The 23,775-nt window shown below is 61.6% G+C and carries 20 protein-coding genes and 1 other RNA gene; 8 read left to right on the top strand and 13 right to left on the bottom strand.

The window, feature by feature from the left end; all coding sequences use genetic code 11:
• Positions 1–17: 17 nt before the first annotated feature.
• The 10 genes from ACNQP3_RS25540 to ACNQP3_RS25495 all read right to left on the bottom strand — a co-directional run bounded on the left by ACNQP3_RS25540 (position 18) and on the right by ACNQP3_RS25495 (position 12,271).
• A complete protein-coding gene (locus ACNQP3_RS25540; protein WP_095169491.1) occupies positions 18–293 on the bottom strand; it encodes a hypothetical protein in 276 nt (91 codons plus the stop codon).
• Positions 290–1,270 (bottom strand): integrase domain-containing protein, encoded by a 981-nt coding sequence (locus ACNQP3_RS25535; protein ID WP_264316568.1) that lies wholly within the window; start codon positions 1,268–1,270, stop codon positions 290–292. Before ACNQP3_RS25535 ends, ACNQP3_RS25540 begins: the two co-directional genes overlap by 4 nt.
• On the bottom strand, positions 1,248–1,607 hold the full coding sequence (locus ACNQP3_RS25530; protein ID WP_264316567.1) for a hypothetical protein: 360 nt from the start codon (positions 1,605–1,607) through the stop codon (positions 1,248–1,250). Before ACNQP3_RS25530 ends, ACNQP3_RS25535 begins: the two co-directional genes overlap by 23 nt.
• Complete coding sequence (locus ACNQP3_RS25525; RefSeq protein WP_264316566.1) at positions 1,591–2,988, bottom strand: YfjI family protein; 1,398 nt, start codon at positions 2,986–2,988, stop codon at positions 1,591–1,593. The genes ACNQP3_RS25530 and ACNQP3_RS25525 overlap by 17 nt, the downstream gene beginning before the upstream one ends.
• Before the next feature lie 966 nt (positions 2,989–3,954).
• Positions 3,955–5,211 carry an integrase domain-containing protein gene (locus ACNQP3_RS25520; protein WP_264316565.1) on the bottom strand — a complete coding sequence of 419 codons (1,257 nt, stop codon included), beginning with the start codon at positions 5,209–5,211 and terminating at the stop codon, positions 3,955–3,957.
• A 188-nt stretch (positions 5,212–5,399) separates the two neighbouring features.
• Positions 5,400–5,798: a transfer-messenger RNA gene (gene ssrA, locus ACNQP3_RS25515) on the bottom strand.
• Positions 5,799–5,897: 99 nt separating this feature from the next.
• Positions 5,898–6,188: a hypothetical protein gene (locus ACNQP3_RS25510; protein ID WP_012274266.1), complete on the bottom strand. Its 291-nt coding sequence runs from the start codon at positions 6,186–6,188 to the stop codon at positions 5,898–5,900.
• 317 nt (positions 6,189–6,505) lie between these two features.
• Positions 6,506–9,316, bottom strand: a complete 2,811-nt coding sequence (locus tag ACNQP3_RS25505; protein WP_264316564.1) for an FAD-binding and (Fe-S)-binding domain-containing protein — start codon at positions 9,314–9,316, stop codon at positions 6,506–6,508.
• A gap of 75 nt (positions 9,317–9,391) precedes the next feature.
• Complete coding sequence (lldD, locus tag ACNQP3_RS25500; protein WP_012274264.1) at positions 9,392–10,537, bottom strand: FMN-dependent L-lactate dehydrogenase LldD; 1,146 nt, start codon at positions 10,535–10,537, stop codon at positions 9,392–9,394.
• Positions 10,538–10,600: 63 nt separating this feature from the next.
• Positions 10,601–12,271, bottom strand: coding sequence for a lactate permease LctP family transporter (locus ACNQP3_RS25495; protein WP_012274263.1), 1,671 nt, complete (start codon positions 12,269–12,271; stop codon positions 10,601–10,603).
• A 255-nt stretch (positions 12,272–12,526) separates the two neighbouring features.
• Here ACNQP3_RS25495 and ACNQP3_RS25490 point away from each other — a divergent pair, with 255 nt between their 5' ends.
• The gene (locus tag ACNQP3_RS25490; RefSeq protein WP_071984694.1) at positions 12,527–13,294 is read left to right on the top strand and encodes an FCD domain-containing protein; all 768 of its coding nucleotides are present in this window, start codon (positions 12,527–12,529) and stop codon (positions 13,292–13,294) included.
• A 132-nt stretch (positions 13,295–13,426) separates the two neighbouring features.
• On the opposite strand, the gene smpB is transcribed toward ACNQP3_RS25490, so the two are convergent.
• Complete coding sequence (gene smpB, locus ACNQP3_RS25485) at positions 13,427–13,909, bottom strand: SsrA-binding protein SmpB (RefSeq protein WP_012274261.1); 483 nt, start codon at positions 13,907–13,909, stop codon at positions 13,427–13,429.
• Positions 13,910–14,072: 163 nt separating this feature from the next.
• Here smpB and ACNQP3_RS25480 point away from each other — a divergent pair, with 163 nt between their 5' ends.
• Positions 14,073–14,507: a type II toxin-antitoxin system RatA family toxin gene (locus ACNQP3_RS25480; protein ID WP_012274260.1), complete on the top strand. Its 435-nt coding sequence runs from the start codon at positions 14,073–14,075 to the stop codon at positions 14,505–14,507.
• 60 nt (positions 14,508–14,567) lie between these two features.
• Here ACNQP3_RS25480 and ACNQP3_RS25475 read toward each other — a convergent pair whose 3' ends face one another.
• Positions 14,568–15,104, bottom strand: coding sequence for an outer membrane protein assembly factor BamE (locus tag ACNQP3_RS25475; RefSeq protein ID WP_012274259.1), 537 nt, complete (start codon positions 15,102–15,104; stop codon positions 14,568–14,570).
• 97 nt (positions 15,105–15,201) lie between these two features.
• Here ACNQP3_RS25475 and fur point away from each other — a divergent pair, with 97 nt between their 5' ends.
• Positions 15,202–15,606 (top strand): ferric iron uptake transcriptional regulator, encoded by a 405-nt coding sequence (gene fur, locus ACNQP3_RS25470; protein WP_012274258.1) that lies wholly within the window; start codon positions 15,202–15,204, stop codon positions 15,604–15,606.
• Between the two features lie 116 nt (positions 15,607–15,722).
• Here the strand turns inward: fur and recN are convergent, their stop codons facing one another.
• Positions 15,723–17,396 carry a DNA repair protein RecN gene (recN, locus tag ACNQP3_RS25465; RefSeq protein ID WP_012274257.1) on the bottom strand — a complete coding sequence of 558 codons (1,674 nt, stop codon included), beginning with the start codon at positions 17,394–17,396 and terminating at the stop codon, positions 15,723–15,725.
• A 190-nt stretch (positions 17,397–17,586) separates the two neighbouring features.
• On the opposite strand from recN, the gene grpE reads away from it, so the two are divergent.
• The 5 genes from grpE (at position 17,587) to carA (ending at position 23,705) form a co-directional block, all read left to right on the top strand.
• The gene (grpE, locus tag ACNQP3_RS25460; RefSeq protein ID WP_012274256.1) at positions 17,587–18,141 is read left to right on the top strand and encodes a nucleotide exchange factor GrpE; all 555 of its coding nucleotides are present in this window, start codon (positions 17,587–17,589) and stop codon (positions 18,139–18,141) included.
• 101 nt (positions 18,142–18,242) lie between these two features.
• On the top strand, positions 18,243–20,168 hold the full coding sequence (dnaK, locus tag ACNQP3_RS25455) for a molecular chaperone DnaK (protein WP_012274255.1): 1,926 nt from the start codon (positions 18,243–18,245) through the stop codon (positions 20,166–20,168).
• Positions 20,169–20,362: 194 nt separating this feature from the next.
• Positions 20,363–21,487: a molecular chaperone DnaJ gene (dnaJ, locus tag ACNQP3_RS25450; protein ID WP_012274254.1), complete on the top strand. Its 1,125-nt coding sequence runs from the start codon at positions 20,363–20,365 to the stop codon at positions 21,485–21,487.
• 13 nt (positions 21,488–21,500) lie between these two features.
• Positions 21,501–22,304, top strand: a complete 804-nt coding sequence (gene dapB / locus ACNQP3_RS25445; RefSeq protein ID WP_012274253.1) for a 4-hydroxy-tetrahydrodipicolinate reductase — start codon at positions 21,501–21,503, stop codon at positions 22,302–22,304.
• Positions 22,305–22,568: 264 nt separating this feature from the next.
• The gene (gene carA, locus ACNQP3_RS25440) at positions 22,569–23,705 is read left to right on the top strand and encodes a glutamine-hydrolyzing carbamoyl-phosphate synthase small subunit (RefSeq protein ID WP_003249935.1); all 1,137 of its coding nucleotides are present in this window, start codon (positions 22,569–22,571) and stop codon (positions 23,703–23,705) included.
• Positions 23,706–23,775 lie beyond the last annotated feature (70 nt).

Raw genomic sequence — 23,775 nt, 5'->3', positions numbered from 1 at the left:
CTAGGACTCGGCGAATATCACATCAGCAGCTCTCGGACTCTCCCTAATCGCTTCCAGAGCAAAAGAGCTGTGAGTCGATAGTAATACCGGGTGGCGTCGGTATGGTCTTTCAGGTGCTGAGTGAGAAACCAGCGCAAATGCTTGAGCTGCCAGGTCCAAGGATTATCTCGCTGCCATCGCTGTTGAATGGCAGCTTGCATGATTCGGGCTTGCCGTAGATGTCGTTGCTGGGTGGCCTTCGAGCCAGTCAGTACGCCGCTCAGGAACAGCGCCATATCGAAGGGCTTGGTCACGCTCGACCTCCAATGTAGGCCGAAACCACATCGATCCGGTTATGCCCAAGCTCAAGGCTGATCTGTTGGCGCGCCAGTTGATCAAGGCCGCGGTCAATGCGATAGCAGTGGCTACGATTGACCGGGGCGGTATGGCCCGTGAGTTGCTCATAACGCTCGCATGCGTAGGCTGCTCGTAGGTCATGGAGCCCCTTCAGTCCGTGTTCATGCAGCGTTTCGCGGGCGGGGAGCACGGTCTTTTGCAGGAATGCGGCGTAGCTTTCGTCGCTGGCGAGCAAGTTGCGGCTTCGGGGCGGCGACGCATCAAGCGCAAATTGGAGGGCCGCGTTAACTTGTTCAGTGGCAATGATCCAACGTGGTGCAGATGCCCCTGAGCGGCCTCCTTTGGTACCGTCCTGAATATTGATGCGGCCTAGGTGCACTGCTTCGCGTTGCAGGCGTGGCAGATCCGCCAGGATCGCTTCACGCAGGCGCATACCCGTTGCGCGGGCCAGCATGACAACGGCCGCTATTCGCTCGTGTTGCTGCTCAACAAGCGAATGAAGCACTCGCTGTACTTCTTGATGGTCTTGGCCATCTGGTGCTCGAGTGCGTACGTTGGAGCGCTGCTGCCCTAACGCCTGGCACGGGCTGATGACTCTCACGTGCTGATCACCGCGCAGCGCAGCGAGGGTGCGGTTAACGCTGCTCAGGCGGTTTTGCGCGGTAGCGATGCACAGATCGCCTTGCTGGATCTGCTGACGTAGGTACGCGACGTACTCTAGCAGCGTCTGTCGATCAATCTGGCGTGCATCGTTGTAACCGGGGCCGTCCTCTGACCGGCACCAGCGCACGAAGGCTTGCCAGCGATCGCTGTGTGCTTTGACGGTGGAGAAGTGGCCGCCGGCAAACAGATCTTCCAGTGCCTGCCGACCGGCATAGCTCAGTTGGCGACCGTAGCCAAAGTTGCGACCGTCACGCCGACCGACCAGCGCCATTGTCTTCACCTTGATCATTGGTTTGAAGGAGCAGCAGCAGGGCTTTCCAATGGGGGCCGATGGTGTCCAACTGTCCCCAGTGCGCTGGGCGGATGAGGAGGGCATTTTCGCTGCGTTGCAGCAAAGCCCCTTCTTCTTGCAACTGCTCGATAAGCCGAGTGAGGTCGATTGACTCAGATGTTGGAGCGGCGACAGCGGCGACACTGGCGACAACCCCCGCCGCATCTGGATTGGCACGTGGCGACAAAGTGGTGGCAGTGGCGGCGACACGCCGTAACTCGGTCGGCGAGCAATGTTGCGCCTGATAGCGGCGCACGGCGTCATTGAGTCGGAACATGGCGCACCTCGAATATGTCCCCGTCATTGTCCAGCCAGTTATGGGCAACCAGTTGCAGCAATAACTCGAAGGTGTGCCGCGTGCTTTTACGGGCAAAGCGGGGGCCGTTGCGCGTAAGGTCGCGTAGGCGAAACGGTGGCCAGTTCTTCTTTATCAACCAGCGCAGCAGGCAATCAGCCTCTGCGCGAAGCTTATTCAGTGGTTCCTGTTCAGTCAGGCGTTGGTTCTCGGCCAGGTAGTAATCCATCAGCGTGGAGGCGCGCTGAATGTGCATGTCTTCCAATACAGTCGATTCCTCAACCACCGCCATCACACCAGCCATGCGTAGTACGTTCGCGGCGGCTTTGCCCGCGGCAGCTTGCACGTTGACCAACTCGCCGAACTCCCCTGACTCGCATTCAATGGTGTCGTGAATGGCAATCCAGGCCTCACGGGCGCGGGGGCTCAACTCCAGGGCCGCAGGGTTGAGGCCGCCGTCTTTATGGCGTGACCAAGGCTTCTGCATCAGCGCGGCAATGCGCTGCTGGTACAGGTGCACCTTTGGATCTCGGGTCAGGTCGATGGCTTTGTACAGCCGTTGTCCAACCAGACGCTCGGGCCAACTGATCAGGCAACGTCCCAGGATGCCTTGGTCTTTGATATCAGCGTCCTGCAGCAAGCGGTCTGCCAGGCGTGGTTGCAGCATCAAGTGCATGCTGAGGCGGCGGTCATAGGCACGCAGACTTTCCCCAGCCATCGCGCGTGACCGATCAATCGGGCTACCGTCCCATAACGTCGACAAGTGAGTGATCGCCTTGATCATGTTGTCCTTGCTCATGGTGCTGCCGCCCAAAAACTGCCCGCCTTCATCGCTGAACAGCCCCATGCTCGGCAAACCATGGCAGAGGCTTTTGACCAGGCCTTCAATGGTCGGCTCAGCACTGAGGAGTCTCGGTTGGACGGGTTCAGGTTGGGCGTCCAGCGCTAGCTGTGCTGACTTCTTCGAGGTCGGTGACTTCGCGGTGAGGCTCATTGCAGCTCGGTGCGCCTTGAGCTGTTCGCCATAGGCGATCCACTGCTGTCTTTCCCAGTCGCGTACGGCCTGCAGTGCAATATGGTCCACCGCGCTTTTGCGATCACCCGAGCAAGCCACCGTCAGCAAGTACAGCGACAACGGATAGATTCGGCCGTCGAGGTGAACATTGGCGTGCGCCTGGCTCGCTAAAGCTGCCGTGGCCAGAATGGATTGCGCGGCCATGGCGCAGGGCACGCCGATCACATCGGCCATGCGTTCCACGGCAGGCCCCAATAGATCGCCCAGCGCCGCGACCGGGTAGGGTAGGGGCGTAACCTGCTGTTCCAACAAGGGGCGTGGTGGCCCTTGTACTTCGCGCAGTTGCATAGCCGTCCTCCATAAATTACCGATCTCTCCCTCACGTCATCCCGCCAAGAATGCTGAGTGTTATCAGGGATCAAGGCCCCTGCGACCTGTGAGGGTGTCCACTGACGCGGGACTGGCGGCTCCTTACGACCAGGAGCAAGGGCATCTCATGATCTGGCCTCCTGAGCACCGTTACCGGTGGGCGGGTGGAGGCTGCATTGGCTGACGAGACCCGTGCCGCGAGATCCTGAGCCATGTGCAAGCAGCAATGCGATGACTGGGGCATGCCTGACTGTCAGTCAGGTGCAGTCCATTCCCTGGTCTGCGGCACCATCATCTACAGCGCTGTTGCTGGTGACATCGGCGCTTGTCACGCCGATTGTCACGAGGGGAATTGCCGCAAAGCCATGTACGATGAGGGCTGCAGCAGTGGTAGGAGCGCCCGTCTCTTTTCTGGAAAAAGAGACGGGCGAACGGTTGGCGCAAAACATTGGCCGAGCAGGTTCGTTGCTGCAGGGCTAAAGGGTTAGCGGGCAGCCGCACTAGGCGGATTGTTTAGAGGGCGTCCATCATTCTGGCGAATGACTGTGCGAGCCTCCGGGCGCGAATCGCACTTTGGGTTGAACCACCGGGTTAGCGGCATGACCTTGAAGGCTCTGGTCATCTGGGGTGCTGCCTAAGGCAGCGCTTTGAATCTTCGTTCTATCGGTCGCCGCGGCACGGGTCAATTGGTGACGGGCACATGGAAATGCGCCAGATTCCACCTCTGGCGTGCTTTGGAAGTCGGTGGGTGTCAGTGGCAGAGTGGCCGTTTGTCGCTTTTCTAGTGTTAGCCCGTGAGCATGGGGATGCGAAGCCTCCCCATGCTCACGGGCTTAGCCGGAGAAGCCAAAATCGAGGCGAGTTGGCGACTGTCGCCATCCGCTCAGACGGCAAGGATGTAGATGGCACGCGGTCTGTCGCCAGTGTCGCCGTTGTCGCCGCGCCCTATCGGATGGGTACTACGTTCCGATCCCTAGCCACATTCATCGCGCTGGCCGAGAGATTGCCCGTCGACGCCTTCAGAATGTACTCGCTCCACCAAGCCATCATCGGCCGCCGTCGCTCGATGTAGTCGGCTCGGTTGTAGGCACTGCGCACCTCATCCTTGTCGACGTGCGCCAGCGCCACTTCGATGAGCTCCGGGTCCCACCCATGTTCATTCAATATGGTGCTGGCCATCGAGCGCATGCCGTGGCTGACCAAGCGGTCCTGGAAGCCCATGCGTTTCAACGCCATGTTGGCGGTCTGGCTATTGGCATGAGTACGAGGGTTTCGGTCTGCCGGGAAGACGTATTCTCGATGACCACTGTGGGACCTCAGTATCTCCAGCAATGACATGGCTTGATCGCTCAACGGGATGCTGTGCGGTCGGCGCTTCTTCATCCGCTCCGGTGGGATGGTCCAGACACGCCTTTCAAAATCGATGTCTGCCCAACGAGTAGTCGCCGCCTCGGCGGGGCGAGTCATGGTGTGCAACTGCCATTCGATCAGGCAGCGGGTCGTGCGCTTGATACTGGCGTTCGCTATTTCCAGCATGAGTTCAGGAAGCTCCTCGGGTGGTAGCGCCGCCATGTTTTCTTTCTTCGGTTTCTTGAATACCGCCCGAATCCCGCTGAGCGGGTTCGCGAAGATCATTCCCGAATTGACCCCATAGGTCATGATCTCGTTGAGGCGCTGGCTAAGACGCTTCACCGTTTCCAAGCTGCCTTTGGCTTCTATAGGGCGAAGGATCTTTATCACCATCGGTGCGCTGACTTCCGAGATCGGAGTCGATTTCATACTCGGGAAAACGTGCAGAGTGAGTGAGCGCCAGATGTCCTCAGCATAGGCCGGCGTGACCGAGTCCTTTTTCAGCTCGAACCAGGCGCTAGCTACTTTCTCGAACGTATGTTCCGTCTCGGCTAGCTTGGCCTGCGCGAGCTCATTGCGCTGAGCTTTGGGATCAATCCCCTGCGCAAGTACTTCCCTAGCCTCAACCGCTTTCCGCCGAGCTTGCGCCAGAGAGACCTCAGGGTAGGAGCCGAGCGCCATGTTGATTCGATTTTTGGTGACCGGATGCCTGTAGTTGAAATTCCACTGCATCGAGCGGTTGACCCGGACTCGGAGCTGGAGGCCGTCGCCATCCGTGAGGACATAGTCCTTGTCTTTGGGCTTGACTGCCTTGAGCTGGCGGTCGGAGAGGCGAGCTGTTTGAGCGCACATGGGAGAAGCTCCATGACACCTTTTGGTATTCCCAAGATTAGCCCCAGGTAGGCTGGAATACCACCGGGAATACCGGGATGGCTGGAACTCAAAAAACCATTGTGGTCCTCAAAAGAGCAGTAAGCCCTTGATTTCACTGACTTCCAGGCACAAAAAAAGACGTCCGTGGACGTCTTTGATTGATCATTTGGTGGAGCCGGGGGGATTTGAACCCCCGTCCGCCAGTACTCCGCTGTCGGTACTACATGCTTAGCCGTGTCTACTGATTTAATCCGCAGCCGCCCGACGGGCAGGGTGCTTTGGATGAGTTGTGTAAGTTTTAGTCACTTCGCCCACAACGTGCTACGCGACGATCCTGTTCTGTATGACAATCAGTTCGGGTTTACAGGCATCCCCTAGTGATTGCTGGAGCCGAAGCTACCAGAAGCAACGGGTCAAGAGGACCGCTTAAGCGGCCAGCTTGAACTCCGCGCCGTAGTTTTCGTCATTGGCAACTATAAAAGTTGCAACAGTGGATTTACGAGTTCTGTTACCAACTCGGCATGCACCTAGAGTTTCGCTACCGGCGTCGAATCCTAATCGGCCCCACACTAGCGTTACGCTAACGCACCTTACGGCGCGTGGGATGGAGTATACGGCATTGCGCGGGCGACGTCGACAGCCGGTCCTGTCGCCCGCCTTCGGGCTTACGCACCGCCGCTGCCGGTGCCGCTGCCTTTCTCGGTTTTTTCCAGGCGCTCCAGCACTTTGCTGGTGATGGCGATGCATTCCTTGGTGTCGCCCGAGGCCTGGGCGGCCTTGGCTTTGTCGACGTGCTCGGTGATGGCTTTGTCCAGGCCCTCGGAGGTGGCGCCGGCAGTGGCCATGCTGTCGTCGATCTTTTGCAGGTTGGTGGTGCAAAGGTCTTCGGCGGCGAACACCGGCGAAGCCAGCAGGGTGGCGGCCGCGAACAGGGCCGAAAGCGCGGTACCTTTCATGGGTGTCTCCTCTGGGGCCTCTGGAAGGTGGGCCTGTAAGGTGGACTGTGGGGGATTGGCGGGGGTTCAATCGGGATGGTGGCGGGGCGATATGAGAGGGGGGATGGCACCGGCTTTGCCGGTGTTCGCGGCTGAAGCCGCTCCCACTGGACCGTGCTTGGCCCGGGCTTGCGCTGTACCTGTGTAGGAGCGGCCTTGTGTCGCGATCGGGCTGCGAAGCAGCCCTAGGATGTCAGCGTGGGTGCATAAATCGTGGGGCCGCTTTGCGGCCCGATCGCGACACAAGGCCGCTCCTACAAAGGTGAAGGTGCCAGCCTTCAGATGCTGCGGGGGCGGGTGACGCGGTCTACTAGGTAGACCAGGCCGTGGTAGTCGATGCCGCTGTGGCTCGACAGGCCGATTTCGCAGGTGCGGCTGGTGGAGATGCCTTCGCTGCAATACTGCACGGCATCTTTCAGGCTGCGCAGCGAATGGGCGTTCAGCTCGGGGGTGGTGAAGCCTTTGTCGCCGGCAAAGCCGCAGCAATGAATGCCTTCGGGGATGACCACCTGTTTGCTGCAACGCCGCGCCAGGTCGATCAGCGCCTGGCTTTCACCCAGATGCTGGGTGCTGCAGGTCACGTGCACGGCTACGGGTTCGTCCTGGGGGGTGAATTCCAGGCGGTCGAGCAGGTGGGTGCGAATGAAGCGCACCGGGTCGTACAGGTCCAGCCGGTTGTCGCCCAGGTCTTGCACCAGGCGCAGGGTGCAGGGGCTGGTGTCGCAGTAGATCGGGTCGAGGCCGCCACGGCTGGCGTGCAACAGGGCGTTGATCAGTTCCTGGCGCTTGTGTTCGGCCTGCTCGGGGTAGCCCTTGGAGGCGAACGGCTGGCCGCAGCACAAGCTGTCGGCGTTGTCGGGGAACACCACTTGGTAGCCGGCCTTTTCCAGCAGGGCGCGGGTTTTGTCCAGCAGCGAGCTTTGTTCGCGGTCGGCGTAGGCCGGGCCCATCACCCGTGAAACGCAGGCCGCCAGGTACACCACGCGGGGGCGGGCATCGTTGCTGGCCGGGCCGAAGCTGATCGGGCGCAGCGGTTGCGGCATGGCCGGGGTCCACTGTGGCAGGCGGCCTTTGCTGGCTTTGCTCAGCGAGGCGCTCAAGCGGCCCAGGCGCGGGGCACCCAGCAGCTTGCGGGCGGTGTTGGCGGCAGTGAGTGTCAGGCGCGCACCGCTCAGGGCGGTGTGGAAATGTTCGGCCAGCCAGTCGGCGGTTTTTTTGTGGTCGGCGGCCTGGCTACACAGTTTCTTCACCAGTTCGCCGGTGTTGATGCCGACCGGGCAGCGCTGGGCACATAGGCCAGTGGCGGCGCAGGTGTCGATGCCCTGGTACTGGTAGGTCTGCATCAGTTCGCGGGTGTCGATGCCGGCGCGTTGCTTGGCCTTGATGTCACGCCACATGACGATGCGCTGGCGTGGGCTGAGGGTCAGGCCCTTGGACGGGCACACCGGTTCGCAGAAGCCGCATTCGATGCACTTGTCGACGATTTCGTCGGCGGCAGGCAGTGGCTTGAGGTTTTTCAGGTGGATGTCCGGGTCTTCGCTCAGCACCACGTCGGGGTTGAGAATGCCGTTGGGGTCGAGCAGGCGCTTGAGCTGCCACATCAGCTGGTAGGCGTCATGGCCCCATTCCAGCTCCACGAACGGCGCCATGTTGCGCCCGGTGCCGTGCTCGGCCTTGAGCGAGCCACCGAACTCCACCGCCACCAGTTGCGCCACGTCGTCCATGAACGCCTGGTAACGGGTGACTTCTTCGGCGCTGTTGAAGCCCTGGGTGAAGACGAAGTGCAGGTTGCCTTCCAGTGCATGGCCGAAAATGATCGCTTCGTCATAGCGGTGCTTGTCGAACAGCTGGATCAGGCGGTTGACGCCTTCGGCCAGCTGTTCGACGGGGAAGGTGACGTCTTCGATGATGACTGTGGTGCCGGTCTGACGCACAGCGCCGACAGCGGGGAAGGTGTCCTTGCGGATTTTCCACAGCTGGTTGTACACGGCCGGGTCTTCGCTGAAGTCCACCTGTTGTTCCAGTGGGTAGTCGGCGATCGAGGCCATCACCTGTTGCAGTTGCTCGTGCAGCAGGCTTTGGCTGGCGGCGCGGGACTCGATCAGCAAGGCGCAGGCGTTGTCCGACAGGCCTTTTACCCACAGCGGCATGCCAGGCATGTTCTGCACCGAGCGCAGGCTGCGGCGGTCGAGCAGTTCCACGGCCGAGACTGGCTGGTGCTTGAGCACGGTCACCGCGCGGCAGCAGCTTTCGACGCTGGGGAACACCAGCAGGGCGCTGGCCTTGTGCGGGTGGTCGGGCACAGTGTCGTAGGTGACGGCGCTGATGAAGCCCAGGGTGCCTTCGGAGCCAACCAGCAGGTGTTGCAGGATATCCAGCGGCTGGTCGTAGTCCACCAGTGCGTTCAGTGACAGGCCGGTGGTGTTCTTCAGCCGGTATTTGTGCCGGATGCGTTCGGCCAGCGCGGTGTTGGCGCGGGTTGCGCGGCCCAGGCGGGCCAGCGCCTCCAGCAGCTCGGCGTGGCTGGTTTCGAAGGCGGCCACGCTGGCCGGGTCTTCGCTGTCCAGGCGGGTGCCGTCGGCCAGCACCAGGCGCAGGCCGGCCAGGGTGTGGTAGGTGTTCTGCGCGGTGCCGCAGCACATGCCACTGGCGTTGTTGGCGACGATGCCGCCGATCTTGCAGGCGTTGATCGAGGCCGGGTCCGGGCCGATCTTGCGGCCGAAGGGGGCCAGCCAGGCGTTGGCCTGGGCGCCGATCACGCCAGGTTGCAGGCGGATCTGCTCGCCTTGGCCGCGGATTTCCTTACCCCCCCAGCTGTCGCCGAGTACGATCAGCACCGAGTCAGTGATGGCCTGGCCGGACAGGCTGGTGCCGGCGGCGCGGAAGGTGACCGGCACCCGCTCGCGCTGGGCCAGTTTGATCAGGCCGACCACTTCGTCCTCGGACTCGACGCGTACCACCAGCTTGGGGATCAACCGGTAGAAGCTGGCGTCGGTGCCGAAGGCCAGGGTGGAAGTGGGGTCGTCGAAGCGGCGTTCGGCGGGTATCAGGCGCTCGGCATCACGCAGGAACGCGGCGGGCAGGCTCATGCAATCTCCTCGCGGGGCTGTGGCGTCTGTGCGCCACATGCCCCGGGTCAATCAGGCGGTCGTTCTTGCAGGCGGTCAGGCGCCCAGTTCGCGTACCAGCGAGTCACGGGTGATCTCGCTGATCGACTTGGCACCGGTCAGCACCATGGCCACGCGCATTTCTTTCTCGAACAGCTCCAGCAAGTTCTTCACGCCAGCCTGGCCATGCACGGCAAGGGCGTAGAGGAAGGCGCGGCCGATCAAGACGGTGTCGGCGCCCAGGGCGATCATGCGCACCACGTCGAGGCCGCTGCGAATGCCGGAGTCGGCCAGAATCTTGAGGTCGCCCTTGACCGCGTCGGCAATCGCCGGAAGGGCGCGGGCACTGGACAGCACGCCGTCGAGCTGACGCCCGCCGTGGTTGGACACGACGATACCGTCGGCACCGAACTTGACCGCATCGCGGGCGTCGTCGGCGTCGAGGATGCCCTTGATGATCATCGGGCCGTCCCAGTACTCACGAATCCATTCCAGGTCTTTCCAGGAAATGGACGGGTCGAAGTTGTTGCCCAGCCAGCCGATGTAGTCGGCAAGGCCGGTTGGGTTGCCACGGTATTTGGAAATGTTGCCCAGGTCATGCGGGCGGCCCATCACGCCGACATCCCATGCCCACTCTGGGTGGGTCATGGCTTGCAGCACGCGGCGCAGCGGGCCGTTCTTGCCGCTCATGCCGGAGTGGGCGTCGCGGTAGCGGGCGCCGGGCACTGGCATGTCGACGGTGAATACCAGGGTCTTGACCCCGGCAGCCTTGGCCCGCTCCAGGGCGTTACGCATGAAGCCGCGGTCCTTGAGCACATACAGCTGGAACCACATCGGCCGGTCGATGGCGGGCGCCACTTCTTCGATCGGGCACACCGACACCGTGGACATGGTGAACGGGATGCCATGGGCGGCCGCCGCACGCGCCGCCTGCACTTCGCCACGGCGGGCGTACATGCCGGTGAGGCCGACCGGGGCCAGGGCCACCGGCATGCTCAGGGTTTCGTCGAACAGGCGGGTGGAAAGGCTGAGCTCGGACATGTTGTTCAGCACGCGCTGGCGCAGGGCAATGCTGGCCAGGTCCGAGACGTTGTGGCGCAGGGTGTGCTCGGCGTAGGCGCCGCCATCGGCGTAGTGGAACAGGAAGGGAGGCAGCTTGCGTTGGGCCGCGGCGCGATAGTCGGTAGAGGCAGAAATGATCATGGATTCTCGCAGCGTTGCTTGTGGGGAGTGCCGGGCGCGCGATGGCGCCCGGCCCCTTTCACTTTAGTGATGAACCAGCATGCCGGTCAGCCAGTAAGCCTGGATCAGGGTGATCAGGCCGACGATGGTGGCGAAGAACAGGCTGTGCTTGACGGTGAAGCGGAACAGGTCCGATTCCTTGCCCACCAGGCCGGTGGCGGCGCAGGCCACGGCGATCGATTGCGGCGAGATCATCTTGCCGGTCACGCCGCCGCTGGTGTTGGCCGCTACCAGCAGGGTGTCGTTAACCCCGATCTGGTGCGCGGTGGTGGCCTGCAGCGAGCTGAACAGGGCGTTGGACGAGGTGTCCGAGCCAGTCAGGAACACGCCCAGCCAGCCGAGGAACGGCGAGAAGAACGGGAATGCAGCGCCGGTGCCGGCCAGCACCAGGGCCATGGTCGAGGACATGCCGGAGTAGTTGGTGACGAAGGCGAAGGCCAGCACCATGCCGATCGACAGAATCGGCCAGCGCAGTTCCCAGAAGGTTTCTTTGAAAGTGGTAAGACCAGTTTTGAAGTTGATCTTCAGCACCGCCATGGAGATCAGTGCCGAGAGGAAGATCGCGGTGCCGGTGGCGGAGATCGGGTCGAGCTTGAACACCGCAGGCATGGCGGTCGGCGCGGCAACGATCGGTGCGGTCTTGATCACCAGCTGGTCGAGGTGTGGGATGGCGAAGTTGAACACGAAGTTGTACATCGCGCCGCCTGGGGCGAACGCTGCCTTGAACGGCTTCAGGGTCCAGATGGTGACCAGTACGGTCAGGATCAGGAACGGCGACCAGGCCTTGAAGATCTCGCCAAAGCTGTACGGGCTAGGCTGGCTGCCGCTTGGCTGCACCACGGCGGCGCCGACGCTGCCCTTGGCTTCGCTGAACGAACGCTTGGGCTGCCAGACCTTCAGGAACAGGGTGAGGCAGATCAGGCTGGCCAGTGCCGAGGTGATGTCTGGCAGCTCTGGGCCGATGAAGTTCGAAGTGAAGTACTGGGTGACGGCGAAGCTCAGGCCGGCGACCAGCGCGGCAGGCCAGGTTTCCTTCACGCCGCGCAGGCCGTCCATCATGAACACCAGCCAGAACGGCACGAACAGCGACAGCAGTGGCAGCTGGCGGCCGGTCATGGCGCCGATGTGGAAGGCGTCGATGCCGGTGACCTGGCCGGCCACGATGATCGGGATGCCCAGGGCGCCGAAGGCCACCGGTGCGGTATTGGCGATCAGGCACAGGCCGGCGGCGTACAGCGGGTTGAAGCCCAGGCCCACCAGCAGCGCGGCAGTGATTGCCACGGGTGCGCCAAAGCCTGCAGCGCCTTCCAGGAAGGCACCGAAGCAGAAGCCGATCAGCAGTACTTGCAGGCGCTGGTCGTCGGTAATCGACAGCACCGAGCTGCGGATCACCTCGAACTGGCCGCTCTTGACCGTGAGTTTGTACAGGAACACCGCGGCAACGATGATCCAGGCAATTGGCCAGAGGCCGTAGAGGAAGCCGTAACCCGCGGCGGCGAAGGCCATGTCGACAGGCATCTGGAAGGCGAAGATCGCCACCAGGATCGACAACGCGAGGGTGATGCTGCCCGCTACGTGGCCCTTGAGGCGGAACACGGCGAGGGCCAGGAAGAAGAACACGATGGGGATGACCGCCGCCAGTGCGGACAGGCCAAGACTACCAAGCGGGCTATAGAGTTGTTGCCAGGTTTGCATATGGGGTGGCCCCTAATTGTTGTTGGTCAGCACTGGCATTGGATAATTGGTAAGACCAATTTACAATGGCTGGTCGCTAGGTTAAAAGCGCTGTCGTGGGTGTGTCAATTTGTCCTGCGCAAAACTTTGGTCGCGTGCCGATGAGCGGGCACCTGATGCGCTGGGAAAATCGCGGCTTGATGGGTGTGTGCGCGTCCTGGATCGGCGAGAATAGGCGCCCCCTGAAATTTGCTGGGGGTTTGTGGAGAGCATGTGATGGTTTTTGATCAGGTCCGCCAACGGCGCCTGTCCGACGACATTGTCGATCGGTTGGAAGGGATGATTCTGGAAGGCACGCTGACCTCGGGGCAGCGGCTGCCGGCCGAGCGCGTCCTTGCCGAGCAATTTGGTGTGTCCCGCCCGTCACTGCGTGAGGCGATCCAGAAGCTGGTGGCCAAAGGGCTGCTGGTCAGCCGTCAGGGCGGGGGCAATTTTGTTGCCGAGTCGCTGGGGTCCACCTTCAGCGACCCATTGCTGCAGTTGCTCGAGCACAGTGCTGAGGCGCAGCGTGACCTGCTCGAATTCCGCCATACCCTGGAGGCGTCGTGTGCCTACTATGCTGCCCAACGTGCCACCGAGCCTGACCGAGCGCGGCTGAAGGCGGCCTTCGATGTGTTGCAGGACTGCTATGCCAGGGTCGACGAAGTGACCCGGGCGGAGGAGGGCGCGGCGGATGCACGCTTCCACTTGGCGATTGCCGAGGCCAGCCATAACGCAGTGTTGCTGCATACCATTCGGGGGTTGTTCGACCTGCTCAAGCGCAACGTGGTGACTAACATTGGCGGCATGTACCAGCAGCGCACCGAAACCCGGGACATGCTGATCAGTCAGCACCGGGAGCTGTACCTGGCGATTGTCGAGGGCAGGGCGGAGGATGCGCGCGAGGTGTCCAGCCGGCACATTCTGTATGTGCAGGAGGTGCTGGAAGAGGCGCACGAAGAGGCGCAGCGGGTGGCGCGGGCAGAGCGGCGTAGCGGGCGTTGAGATTTGTGGTGGCAGTGCTGGCCTCTTCGCGGGTGAACCCGCTCCCACAGGGTTCTCACAGCCTTCAAGGGCAGTGATATACCTATGGGGGCGGGTTTACCCGCGAAGAGGGCCGAACAGGCGAAAGAAGATCTAGTCTTCCTTGCCCTTGTTCCGCACAGCCCGCTGCAGCTCGCGGTTGGAGTCGCGCTCGCGCATGGTGTCGCGCTTGTCGAACTCCTTCTTGCCCTTGCCCAGTGCGATTTCGCACTTGATCAGGTGCTTGCTCCAGTACAGCGCCAAGGCCACGCAGGTGTAGCCTTTTTGCGCCACGGCCGCTTCCAGGCGCTCAAGCTCGCGCTTGTTCAGCAGCAGCTTGCGGGTGCGGATGGGGTCGGCGATGACGTGGGTGCTGGCGGTGGTCAGCGGAGTGATGTGGCTGCCGAACAGCCAGGCTTCACCGTCCTTGAGCAGCACGTAGCTGTCGGTCAGGTGCGCCTTGCCAGCTCGCAGGCTTTTTACTTCCCAGCCGGACAGGACCAGCCCGGCCTCGAACTTGTGTTCGATGAAGTAATCGTGTCGCGCTTTCTTGTTTTGCGCGATGGTCCCGGTCGGATGTTTTTTTTGCTTAGCCATAGGGGCGGCATTATAGGCAAGTCCGCGCGTCGTCCGCTATGGGATTTCGGTGTGCTTGAGCCACCGGAATGAATACCGGACAATACAACCCCTGTCATACGCACAGAACCTGTTTTCGGCACGCTGCGAAGCGCCGCCACCCAGCCTTGGAAGTGACGCCTGGATGACTACCCATATTCAACGCTCCGCCCTGCTGCCATACCCCGCCCAGGCGCTCTACGATCTGGTCAACGATGTGGCCAGCTACCCTGAGTTTCTGCCGTGGTGCTCGGCCTCGACGGTGATCGAAGCCAGTGACACGCACATGCGGGCCAAGCTCGAAGTGGCCAAGGGCGGCATGAGCCAGCACTTCGTCACGCGCAATGTGCTGGTGCCGGGGCAGTCCATCGAGATGAACCTCGAAGAGGGGCCATTCACTCAGCTGCATGGTGTGTGGGTGTTCAAACCGCTGGGTGAAAAAGCCTGCAAGATCAGCCTGGACCTGTCCTTCGATTATGCCGGGCCGATCGTGCGTGCCACGTTGGGGCCGCTGTTCAATCAGGCAGCCAACACCCTGGTCGATGCCTTCTGCCAGCGCGCCAAGCAATTGCATGCCTGACGGATAAGGCGCAAAAAAAAGCCCGGACCAGGTCCGGGCTTTTTTGTATCTGCTGTGCGATTACCGGGTTTCCAGTGGTGCTGGCGTCGGGACTGGGGTGGTCTCGATGGTATCGATTTCGCGCTGGATGGACTCTTCGGTCGAACCAGGCTTGGCTGGTTTTTCCACCGGCTGTGGTGCCGGCTGTTCGGCCTGGCCTGGCTCGGTGGCTGGGCTGACGGTGGTGTCGCTGCTGCCGCCGAGGATTTCCTGGTCGCGGCTTACGCCCGGCATGAAGTCGCCAGACAGGCTGACCAGTTGGTCGCTTTCGTTGAAGAAGATGCTCATGCGCTCTTGCTGGCGTTTACCGCCACCAGGCTGCAGGCTATACAGGTAATCCCAACGGTTGGTGTTGAAGGTATCCTGAATCAGCGGGTTGCCCATGATAAACCTTACTTGCCGTCGGGTCATTCCCGGGCGTAATTGGTCTATCATGTCTTGCGTGACGACATTGCCCTGCTGGATGTCGATTTTGTAAACCCCGGGAAACGAGCAACCGGCGAGTGCGAGCAGTCCCACTAGGGTGAGGCTGGTTAGCAAGAGCTTGGTGTTTTGCATCGGTGGGCGACTTCCACTATCTTGGCTGGACAACGTAAACCCCGATCATACCCGTATTAAGAGAAGCTGCGAAGCAGCATCGGCGAGAAAGCTGACCATGGTTGAAAATAGCGAATTGCGCAAAGCCGGTCTCAAGGTGACCCTGCCTCGAGTAAAGATCCTTCAGATGCTCGACTCTACCGAGCAGCGTCACATGAGTGCAGAGGATGTCTACAAGGCGCTGATGGAGGCTGGCGAAGATGTGGGCCTGGCCACCGTCTATCGCGTGCTGACTCAGTTCGAAGCGGCGGGTCTGGTGGTTCGCCACAACTTCGACGGCGGCCACGCGGTGTTCGAACTGGCCGATGGCGGTCACCACGACCATATGGTGAACGTGGATACCAGTGAAGTCATCGAGTTCATGGATGCCGAAATCGAGAAGCGCCAGCGCGAAATCGTGGCCGAGCATGGCTACGAGCTGGTGGACCACAATCTGGTCCTGTACGTGCGTAAGAAGAAGTAACGATTTATATCGTTATGAATAGCAAAGGCGACCTTCGGGTCGCCTTTGTGCTTTCTGAGGGTCTTAAGGCAACGCAGGTCGCTTTCACAACAACTGCATTGGCCTGGTAGAGCAGCTCAAGCCTTTCCAGAAACCACCATCTTGCGCGCATGCGCCAAGGACTCTTTGGTCAGGTCGATGCCGCCCAGCATCCGCGCCACTTCTTCTACCCGCTCACGTTTGCCCAGGCTGGCCACGGCGGTGTGGGTGGTATCACTGTTGCGCACCTTGTGTACGAACAGGTGATGATGCCCTTGTGCTGCTACCTGTGGCAGGTGTGTCACGGTCAGCACCTGGCCACGCTCGCCCAGGCGACGCAGCAATTGGCCGACGATTTCGGCAGTGGGGCCGCCGATACCCACGTCGACTTCGTCGAATACCAGGGTCGGGATGCGCGAGGTCTGTGCCGTGATCACCTGGATCGCCAGGCTGATACGCGACAGTTCGCCGCCCGAGGCCACCTTCGCCAGGCCTTTGAGTGGTTGGCCGGGGTTTGCGCTGACCAGCAGCTCGATCTGCTCCAGGCCATGGGGTGAGAGGTCGGAGCCCTCGTTAGGTGTCAGCTCGATGCAGAAGCGACCGCCAGGCATGCCCAGGCGCTGGATTTCCTGTTCGACGGCGCCCGCCAGTTGCTGGGCTGCCTGCTGACGCAGGCCGCTGAGTTCGCGGGCCTTCTCTTTATAGTGCTGGGCGAAGGCGGCAAGCTCTTCACCCAGGCGCTCGATCGACTCGTCACTGGCGTTAAGGCCTTCGATTTCTTCCATCAGCCGTTGCTGCAGGTGAGGCAGTTCGGTGGGGTGCACGCGGTGTTTGCGCGCCAGCGTATAGAGGGTGTCGAGGCGCTCTTCCAAGGCCTGCAGGCGCATCGGGTCGGCATCGAAGTTGTCGAGGAAGCGGTTGAGTTCGCCCACGGCTTCCTCGACCTGGATTTGCGCGCTGGCGATCAGGTTGGCTGCTTCGCCCAGTGCCTTGGGTGAGTTGGTGGCGGCACCCAGACGATTGAGGCAGGAGGTGAGGGCACTGAGCACGTTGCCCGAGTCGCTCTCGCTGCACTGGTCGATGACCTGGCGACAGATGCCGAACAGGGCTTCGGCGCTGGTCAGGTTCTTGTGCTCCTGTTCCAGCTGCTCCAGTTCGTGCTCGCCAAGGCCCAGGTTGTCCAGTTCTTCCAGTTGGTAGCTGAGCAGTTGGTGGCGGGCGCGCTGCTCGTCGCCGGAATTGGACAGGCGCTCCAGCTCCAGGCGGGTTTGGTTCCAGCGCTTGGCTGCCAGCTGTACCTGGCGGGCCAGGTCGACGGCGCCCGCATACTCGTCGAGCAAGCGGCGATGGGTGTCGGTCTTGAGCAGCGACTGGTGCTCGTGCTGGCTATGGATGTCGATCAGCAGTTCGCCCAGCGCTTTAAGGTCGCCAAGCGGGCAGGGCGTGCCGTTGATGTAGCCGCGGCTGCGGCCTTCGGCGGTGATCACCCGGCGCAGGATGCACAGGCCGTCGTTGTCCAGGTCGCGCTCGGTCAGCCAGGCATGCGCCTCGGGGATGTCCACCAGGTCGAAGGTGGCGAGGATGTCTGCCTTGTCGGTGCCGGGGCGCACCACACCGCTGTCGGCTCGGTCGCCCAGGGCCAGGCCAAGGGCGTCGAGCATGATCGATTTGCCGGCGCCGGTCTCGCCGGTGATGACAGACATGCCACGGGCGATTTCGAGGTCGAGGTGCTCGACGATGGCGTAATTGTGAATGGACAGGTGCACCAGCATGGGGCGGCTCCCGAAAGTCAGGTCTGGTTATTTATACAGTACTTTTTTCAGGCCTGCCAATGCCCCTTGGCAGATTCTGTTGCGGCCCTGAAAACCACCTTGCCCCTTGAAGCTGGTTTTTCAGGCCCCATATAGCCGGCAGACACGGCGAGCTTTGCTCGTACTACAGAAATTGCGGAGGAGAGAACCCATGGCTGACGATCAGCTGAACGAGAAAGACCTTAATGCCGAAGAAGCCGCTGCAGTGGATAACGGCGCCCGCGTTCAGGAGCTCGAGGAGCAGCTGGCCGCCGCCAAGGATCAGTCCCTGCGTGTCGCAGCAGAAGCGCAGAACAGCATTCGCCGCGCCGAGCAGGAAGTCGACAAGGCCCGCAAGTTCGCCCTCGAGAAATTCTCCAGCGACCTGCTGCCGGTGATCGACAGCCTGGAACTGGCCTTGGCTCACTCCAGCGCCGACGACGAGCACGTCAAGCAGATTCGTGAAGGCGTCGAGCTGACCCTGAAGATGTTCCAGGACACCCTCAAGCGCTACAACCTCGAAGCTGTCGACCCGCACGGTCAGCCGTTCAACCCTGAGCACCACCAGGCCATGGCCATGCAGGAAAACGCCGAAGTAGAGCCAAACAGCGTGCTGAACGTGTTCCAGAAAGGCTACCTGCTGAATGGCCGCCTGCTGCGCCCCGCCATGGTGGTGGTCAGCAAGGCGCCGGCTGCCCCGCAACCTTCTATCGACGAGAAGGCTTGAAATTAGTCCGGGCATCCCCATCTAGGTGTCAAGCGATCAAGTATTACCGCAGTTGGCCGAAGTAGCCGCTGCCGCCAAATTCAAGTTTCGGGAGAGTTAACATGGGCAAAATCATCGGTATCGACCTGGGGACCACCAACTCGTGCGTCTCCATTCTGGAAAACGGTAACGTCAAGGTCATCGAAAACGCCGAAGGCGCGCGTACTACCCCTTCGATCGTGGCTTATGCCAACGACGGCGAAATCCTGGTTGGCCAGTCGGCCAAGCGCCAGGCTGTGACCAACCCGCACAACACCCTGTTCGCAGTGAAGCGCCTGATTGGCCGCCGCTTCGAAGAAGAGGTCGTGCAGAAAGACATCAAGCTGGTGCCATACAAAATCGTCAAGGGCGGTAACGGCGACGCTTGGGTACAGGCCGGCGGCAAGGACATGGCGCCACCGCAAATCAGCGCCGAAGTGCTGAAAAAAATGAAGAAGACCGCCGAAGACTACCTCGGCGAGCCTGTCACCGAGGCGGTCATCACCGTTCCGGCCTACTTCAACGACAGCCAGCGCCAGGCCACCAAGGATGCCGGCCGCATCGCTGGTCTGGACGTCAAGCGCATCATCAACGAGCCGACCGCCGCTGCTCTGGCTTACGGCATGGACAAGGCCAAAGGCGACCACACCGTCATCGTTTATGACCTGGGTGGTGGTACCTTCGACGTTTCGGTCATCGAAATCGCCGAAGTCGACGGTGAGCATCAGTTCGAAGTACTGGCCACCAACGGCGACACCTTCCTGGGTGGCGAAGACTTCGACATGCGCCTGATCGACTACCTTGTCGACGAGTTCAAGAAAGAGTCCGGCATGGACCTGAAGAACGATCCGCTGGCCCTGCAGCGCCTGAAAGAAGCTGCCGAGAAAGCCAAGATCGAGCTGTCCTCGACTCAGTCGACCGACGTCAACCTGCCGTACATCACCGCAGATGCGACAGGTCCGAAGCACCTGAACGTGAAAATCTCCCGCGCCAAGCTGGAGTCGCTGGTTGAAGACCTGGTTCAACGTACCATCGAGCCTTGCCGCATCGCCCTGAAAGACGCCGGCATCGACGCCAGCAAGATCGACGACGTGATCCTGGTCGGTGGCCAGACCCGTATGCCGCTGGTGCAGAAAACCGTTGCTGACTTCTTCGGTAAAGAAGCGCGCAAGGACGTCAACCCGGACGAAGCAGTTGCCATGGGTGCTGCCATCCAGGGCGCGGTATTGGCCGGTGACGTGAAAGACGTACTGCTGCTGGACGTCAGCCCGCTGACCCTGGGTATCGAAACCATGGGTGGCGTGATGACCGCGCTGATCGAGAAGAACACCACCATCCCGACCAAAAAGTCGCAGGTGTTCTCGACCGCCGATGACAACCAGGGCGCCGTGACCATTCACGTGCTGCAGGGTGAGCGTAAGCAGGCTGCGCAGAACAAGTCGCTGGGCAAGTTTGACCTGGCTGACATTCCGCCAGCACCACGTGGTGTACCGCAGATCGAAGTGACCTTCGACATCGACGCCAACGGCATCCTGCACGTTGGCGCCAAAGACAAGGCCACCGGCAAGGCTCAGTCGATCGTGATCAAGGCCAACTCCGGTCTGTCGGACGAGGAAATCGAGCGCATGGTGCGTGACGCCGAGGCCAACGCCGAGGAAGACCGCAAGTTCGAAGAACTGGCCGCTGCCCGTAACCAGGGTGACGCGCTGGTGCACTCGACTCGCAAGATGGTCGTTGATGCCGGTGACAAGGTCACTGCTGAAGAGAAGGCCGCGATCGAAGCTGCCGTGGTTGCCCTGGAAGCCGCTGTCAAAGGCGACGACAAGGCCGCAATCGACGCCAAGGTCGAAGAGCTGTCCAAGGTCTCTGCCCCGGTTGCCCAGAAGATGTACGCCGAGCAGTCGGCCGAACAGCCTCAGGGTGGCGCGCAGCAGGCCGAGCCGGAAGCCAAGCACGATGACGTGGTTGACGCCGAGTTCGAAGAAGTGAAAGGCGACGACAAGAAGTAATCGTTGCATGTTGTCGGCCAGTTCACCGGTGTTTGCCGGTGAACTGGTAGGATGTCGCCGCGCGGGGGCTTGCTCCCGCGTTGGCGTATCTGGAATTCGAGAATTTTTACAGCATCTGTCAGCGCTCCTTGGGGGTGGGCAGGTGTTGACGGCGCGGCGCAGATGCCTGACGCCTAACAAGGTGCAAATGACCTATGTCCAAGCGTGATTATTATGAGGTCCTGGGTGTCGAGCGCGGCGCCAGCGAAGCTGACCTCAAGAAGGCGTATCGCCGTCTGGCGATGAAGTATCACCCGGACCGCAACCCGGGCGATAAAGAGTCGGAAGACAAGTTCAAGGAGGCCAACGAGGCCTACGAAGTGCTGTCTGACGCGAGCAAGCGCGCGGCCTTCGACCAGTATGGCCACGCTGGCGTCGACCCAAGCATGGGTGGCGGCGGTGCCGGCTTCGGTGGCGCCAACTTCTCCGACATCTTCGGTGATGTGTTCAGCGATTTCTTCGGTGGCGGCCGCGGTGGCGGACGTGGCGGTGCCCAGCGCGGCAGCGACCTGCGCTACACCCTTGAACTGAACCTGGAAGAAGCGGTGCGCGGCACCACGGTCAGCATTCGCGTGCCTACCTTGGTCAACTGCCAGCCTTGCGACGGTTCTGGTGCCAAGAAGGGTTCGACCCCTTCGACCTGCCCGACCTGCGGCGGCATCGGCCAGGTGCGCATGCAGCAAGGCTTCTTCTCGGTGCAGCAGACCTGCCCGCGCTGCCATGGCCAAGGCAAGATCATTACCGACCCGTGCACCTCGTGCCACGGCGAAGGCCGTGTCGAAGAATACAAGACGCTGTCGGTCAAGGTGCCGGCGGGTGTTGATACCGGTGACCGCATTCGCCTGTCGGGCGAGGGTGAGGCCGGTACCCATGGTGGCCCGACCGGTGATCTGTACGTGGTGATCAGCGTGCGTGAGCACGAGATCTTCCAGCGCGACGGCAAGCACCTGTACTGCGAAGTGCCGATCAGCTACACCGATGCCGCCCTGGGCGGCGAGCTGGAAGTGCCGACCCTGGATGGCCGCGTGAAGCTGAAAATTCCGGAAGGCACCCAGACCGGCAAGCAGTTCCGTTTGCGCGGCAAGGGCGTTGCTCCGGTACGTGGTGGTGGTGCGGGCGACCTGCTGTGCCGCGTGGCGGTGGAAACCCCGGTCAACCTCAGCCGCCGCCAGCGCGAGCTGCTCGAGGAGCTGCGTGATTCGCTGGAAGGCGACAGCTCCCACTCGCCCAAGGCCAGTGGCTGGTTCGATGGCGTGAAGCGCTTCTTCGGCGATCTCTGACAAGGAAATGGCTATGCGACGTATTGCGGTAATGGGTGCGGCTGGGCGGATGGGCAAGACCCTGATCGAAGCCGTACAGCAAACCCCTGGTGCTGGGCTGACGGCGGCGATCGATCGCCCTGACAGCTCGCTGGTGGGCGCTGATGCTGGTGAGCTGGCGGCCCTCGGCCGGATCGGAGTGTTGCTCTCCGATGACCTGGCCAAGGTGGCTGACGAGTTCGACGTGCTGATCGACTTCACGCACCCTTCGGTGACCCTGAAGAACCTGGCGTTCTGCCGCAAGCACGGCAAAGCCATGATCATTGGCACCACGGGCTTCTCTGTCGAAGAGAAGCAGTTGCTGGCCGAGGCCGGCAAGGACATTCCAATCGTGTTCGCCGCCAACTTCAGTGTGGGTGTGAACCTTAGCCTCAAGTTGCTGGATATGGCGGCGCGGGTGCTGGGTGATGATGTCGATATCGAGATCATCGAGGCGCACCACCGGCACAAGGTCGATGCGCCGTCGGGTACTGCATTGCGCATGGGTGAAGTGGTTGCCAATGCGCTGGGGCGTAACCTGCAGGAAGTGGCGGTGTATGGCCGCGAAGGCCAGACCGGCGCGCGTGATCGCAAGACCATCGGCTTCGCTACCGTGCGGGCCGGCGACGTGGTGGGCGATCACACCGTGTTGTTTGCTGCCGAAGGCGAGCGCCTGGAAATCACTCACAAGGCCTCCAGCCGCATGACCTTCGCCAAGGGGGCCGTGCGTGCGGCGCTGTGGCTGGATGGGCGTGAGCCTGCGCTGTACGACATGCAGGATGTGCTCGAGCTGCGTTAAGCCGCTACGCGGTGTTGGTTTCTTCGCGGGTTTGCCCGCGAAGAAACCAACATGGACGTCAGCCTGTCGCATTCATGTGTTTTAGAGACACATCCACGGTAGACCGAAAACGCACTTTTCTGTAAGCTACAGCTTTAGTGTGTCCACTAAAAGCGCGCAGCGAATTGAATTCAGCACATGAAAGCGGGGTGACGTGTCCATACGTCACTCCGCTTTTTTGCAACCTGCGATCGCCCTTTCATGCTTGATTTACGGGAGGTCTTCTTGACAAAGCCAGCCATACTCGCCCTTGCCGACGGCAGTATTTTTCGCGGTGAAGCCATTGGTGCCGACGGTCAGACCGTTGGTGAGGTGGTATTCAACACCGCTATGACCGGCTACCAGGAAATCCTTACAGACCCTTCCTATGCGCAGCAAATCGTTACCCTGACCTACCCGCACATCGGCAACACCGGCACCACGCCGGAAGATGCCGAGTCGAACCGCGTCTGGTCCGCTGGCCTGGTCATCCGTGACCTGCCGCTGCTGGCCAGCAACTGGCGTAACACCCAGTCGCTGCCTGAGTACCTCAAGGCCAACAACGTCGTTGCCATCGCCGGCATCGACACCCGCCGCCTGACCCGTATCCTGCGTGAAAAGGGCGCCCAGAACGGTTGCATCCTCGCCGGTGACAACATCAGCGAAGAAGCCGCCATCGCCGCTGCCCGTGGCTTCCCAGGCCTGAAGGGCATGGACCTGGCCAAGGTTGTCTCCACCAAGGAACGCTACGAATGGCGCTCCAGTGTGTGGGAGCTGAAAACCGACAGCCACCCGACCATCGACGCTGCCGACCTGCCGTATCACGTGGTTGCCTTCGACTATGGCGTCAAGCTGAACATTCTGCGCATGCTGGTTGCCCGTGGCTGCCGCGTGACCGTGGTGCCGGCCCAGACCCCGGCCAGCGAAGTGCTGGCACTCAACCCGGACGGCGTGTTCCTGTCCAACGGCCCTGGTGACCCCGAGCCGTGCGACTACGCCATCCAGGCGATCAAGGAAATCCTCGAAACCGAGATCCCGGTATTCGGCATCTGCCTCGGTCACCAGCTGCTGGCCCTGGCTTCCGGCGCCAAGACCGTGAAAATGGGCCATGGCCACCATGGTGCCAACCACCCGGTCCAGGACCTGGACACCGGCGTGGTCATGATCACCAGCCAGAACCACGGCTTTGCCGTTGACGAAGCCACCCTGCCGGGTAACGTCCGCGCCATCCACAAGTCGCTGTTCGACGGCACCCTGCAAGGTATCGAGCGTACCGACAAGAGCGCGTTCAGCTTCCAGGGCCACCCTGAAGCGAGCCCAGGCCCGACCGACGTCGCGCCACTGTTCGATCGTTTCACCGATGCCATGGCCAAGCGCCGCTGAGCATCCTGCATCAAGGCCCCGGGCCGGCTCCTGCCGCGCCCGGAAGCGCCTGACCCAGATTGTTCAAAGC

This window comes from Pseudomonas sp. LFS074, from assembly GCF_047978165.1.
GTDB lineage: Bacteria > Pseudomonadota > Gammaproteobacteria > Pseudomonadales > Pseudomonadaceae > Aquipseudomonas > Aquipseudomonas putida_P.
Note: the sequence above shows the minus strand (reverse complement) of the source record. Positions and strands in the feature narration are given on the sequence as shown.

Excerpts from the sequence above, each read along its gene's own strand:
- ACNQP3_RS25525 (WP_264316566.1), bottom strand. The coding sequence starts at position 2,988 with ATGCAACTGCGCGAAGTACAAGGGCCACCACGCCCCTTGTTGGAACAG.
- fur (WP_012274258.1), top strand. The coding sequence starts at position 15,202 with ATGGTTGAAAATAGCGAATTGCGCAAAGCCGGTCTCAAGGTGACCCTG.
- ACNQP3_RS25530 (WP_264316567.1), bottom strand. The coding sequence starts at position 1,607 with ATGTTCCGACTCAATGACGCCGTGCGCCGCTATCAGGCGCAACATTGC.
- smpB (WP_012274261.1), bottom strand. The coding sequence starts at position 13,909 with ATGGCTAAGCAAAAAAAACATCCGACCGGGACCATCGCGCAAAACAAG.
- ACNQP3_RS25510 (WP_012274266.1), bottom strand. The coding sequence starts at position 6,188 with ATGAAAGGTACCGCGCTTTCGGCCCTGTTCGCGGCCGCCACCCTGCTG.
- dnaK (WP_012274255.1), top strand. The coding sequence starts at position 18,243 with ATGGGCAAAATCATCGGTATCGACCTGGGGACCACCAACTCGTGCGTC.
- ACNQP3_RS25480 (WP_012274260.1), top strand. The coding sequence starts at position 14,073 with ATGACTACCCATATTCAACGCTCCGCCCTGCTGCCATACCCCGCCCAG.
- lldD (WP_012274264.1), bottom strand. The coding sequence starts at position 10,537 with ATGATCATTTCTGCCTCTACCGACTATCGCGCCGCGGCCCAACGCAAG.
- dnaJ (WP_012274254.1), top strand. The coding sequence starts at position 20,363 with ATGTCCAAGCGTGATTATTATGAGGTCCTGGGTGTCGAGCGCGGCGCC.
- recN (WP_012274257.1), bottom strand. The coding sequence starts at position 17,396 with ATGCTGGTGCACCTGTCCATTCACAATTACGCCATCGTCGAGCACCTC.
- grpE (WP_012274256.1), top strand. The coding sequence starts at position 17,587 with ATGGCTGACGATCAGCTGAACGAGAAAGACCTTAATGCCGAAGAAGCC.
- ACNQP3_RS25495 (WP_012274263.1), bottom strand. The coding sequence starts at position 12,271 with ATGCAAACCTGGCAACAACTCTATAGCCCGCTTGGTAGTCTTGGCCTG.
- ACNQP3_RS25520 (WP_264316565.1), bottom strand. The coding sequence starts at position 5,211 with ATGTGCGCTCAAACAGCTCGCCTCTCCGACCGCCAGCTCAAGGCAGTC.
- ACNQP3_RS25505 (WP_264316564.1), bottom strand. The coding sequence starts at position 9,316 with ATGAGCCTGCCCGCCGCGTTCCTGCGTGATGCCGAGCGCCTGATACCC.
- ACNQP3_RS25535 (WP_264316568.1), bottom strand. The coding sequence starts at position 1,270 with ATGGCGCTGGTCGGTCGGCGTGACGGTCGCAACTTTGGCTACGGTCGC.
- dapB (WP_012274253.1), top strand. The coding sequence starts at position 21,501 with ATGCGACGTATTGCGGTAATGGGTGCGGCTGGGCGGATGGGCAAGACC.
- ACNQP3_RS25475 (WP_012274259.1), bottom strand. The coding sequence starts at position 15,104 with ATGCAAAACACCAAGCTCTTGCTAACCAGCCTCACCCTAGTGGGACTG.
- ACNQP3_RS25490 (WP_071984694.1), top strand. The coding sequence starts at position 12,527 with ATGGTTTTTGATCAGGTCCGCCAACGGCGCCTGTCCGACGACATTGTC.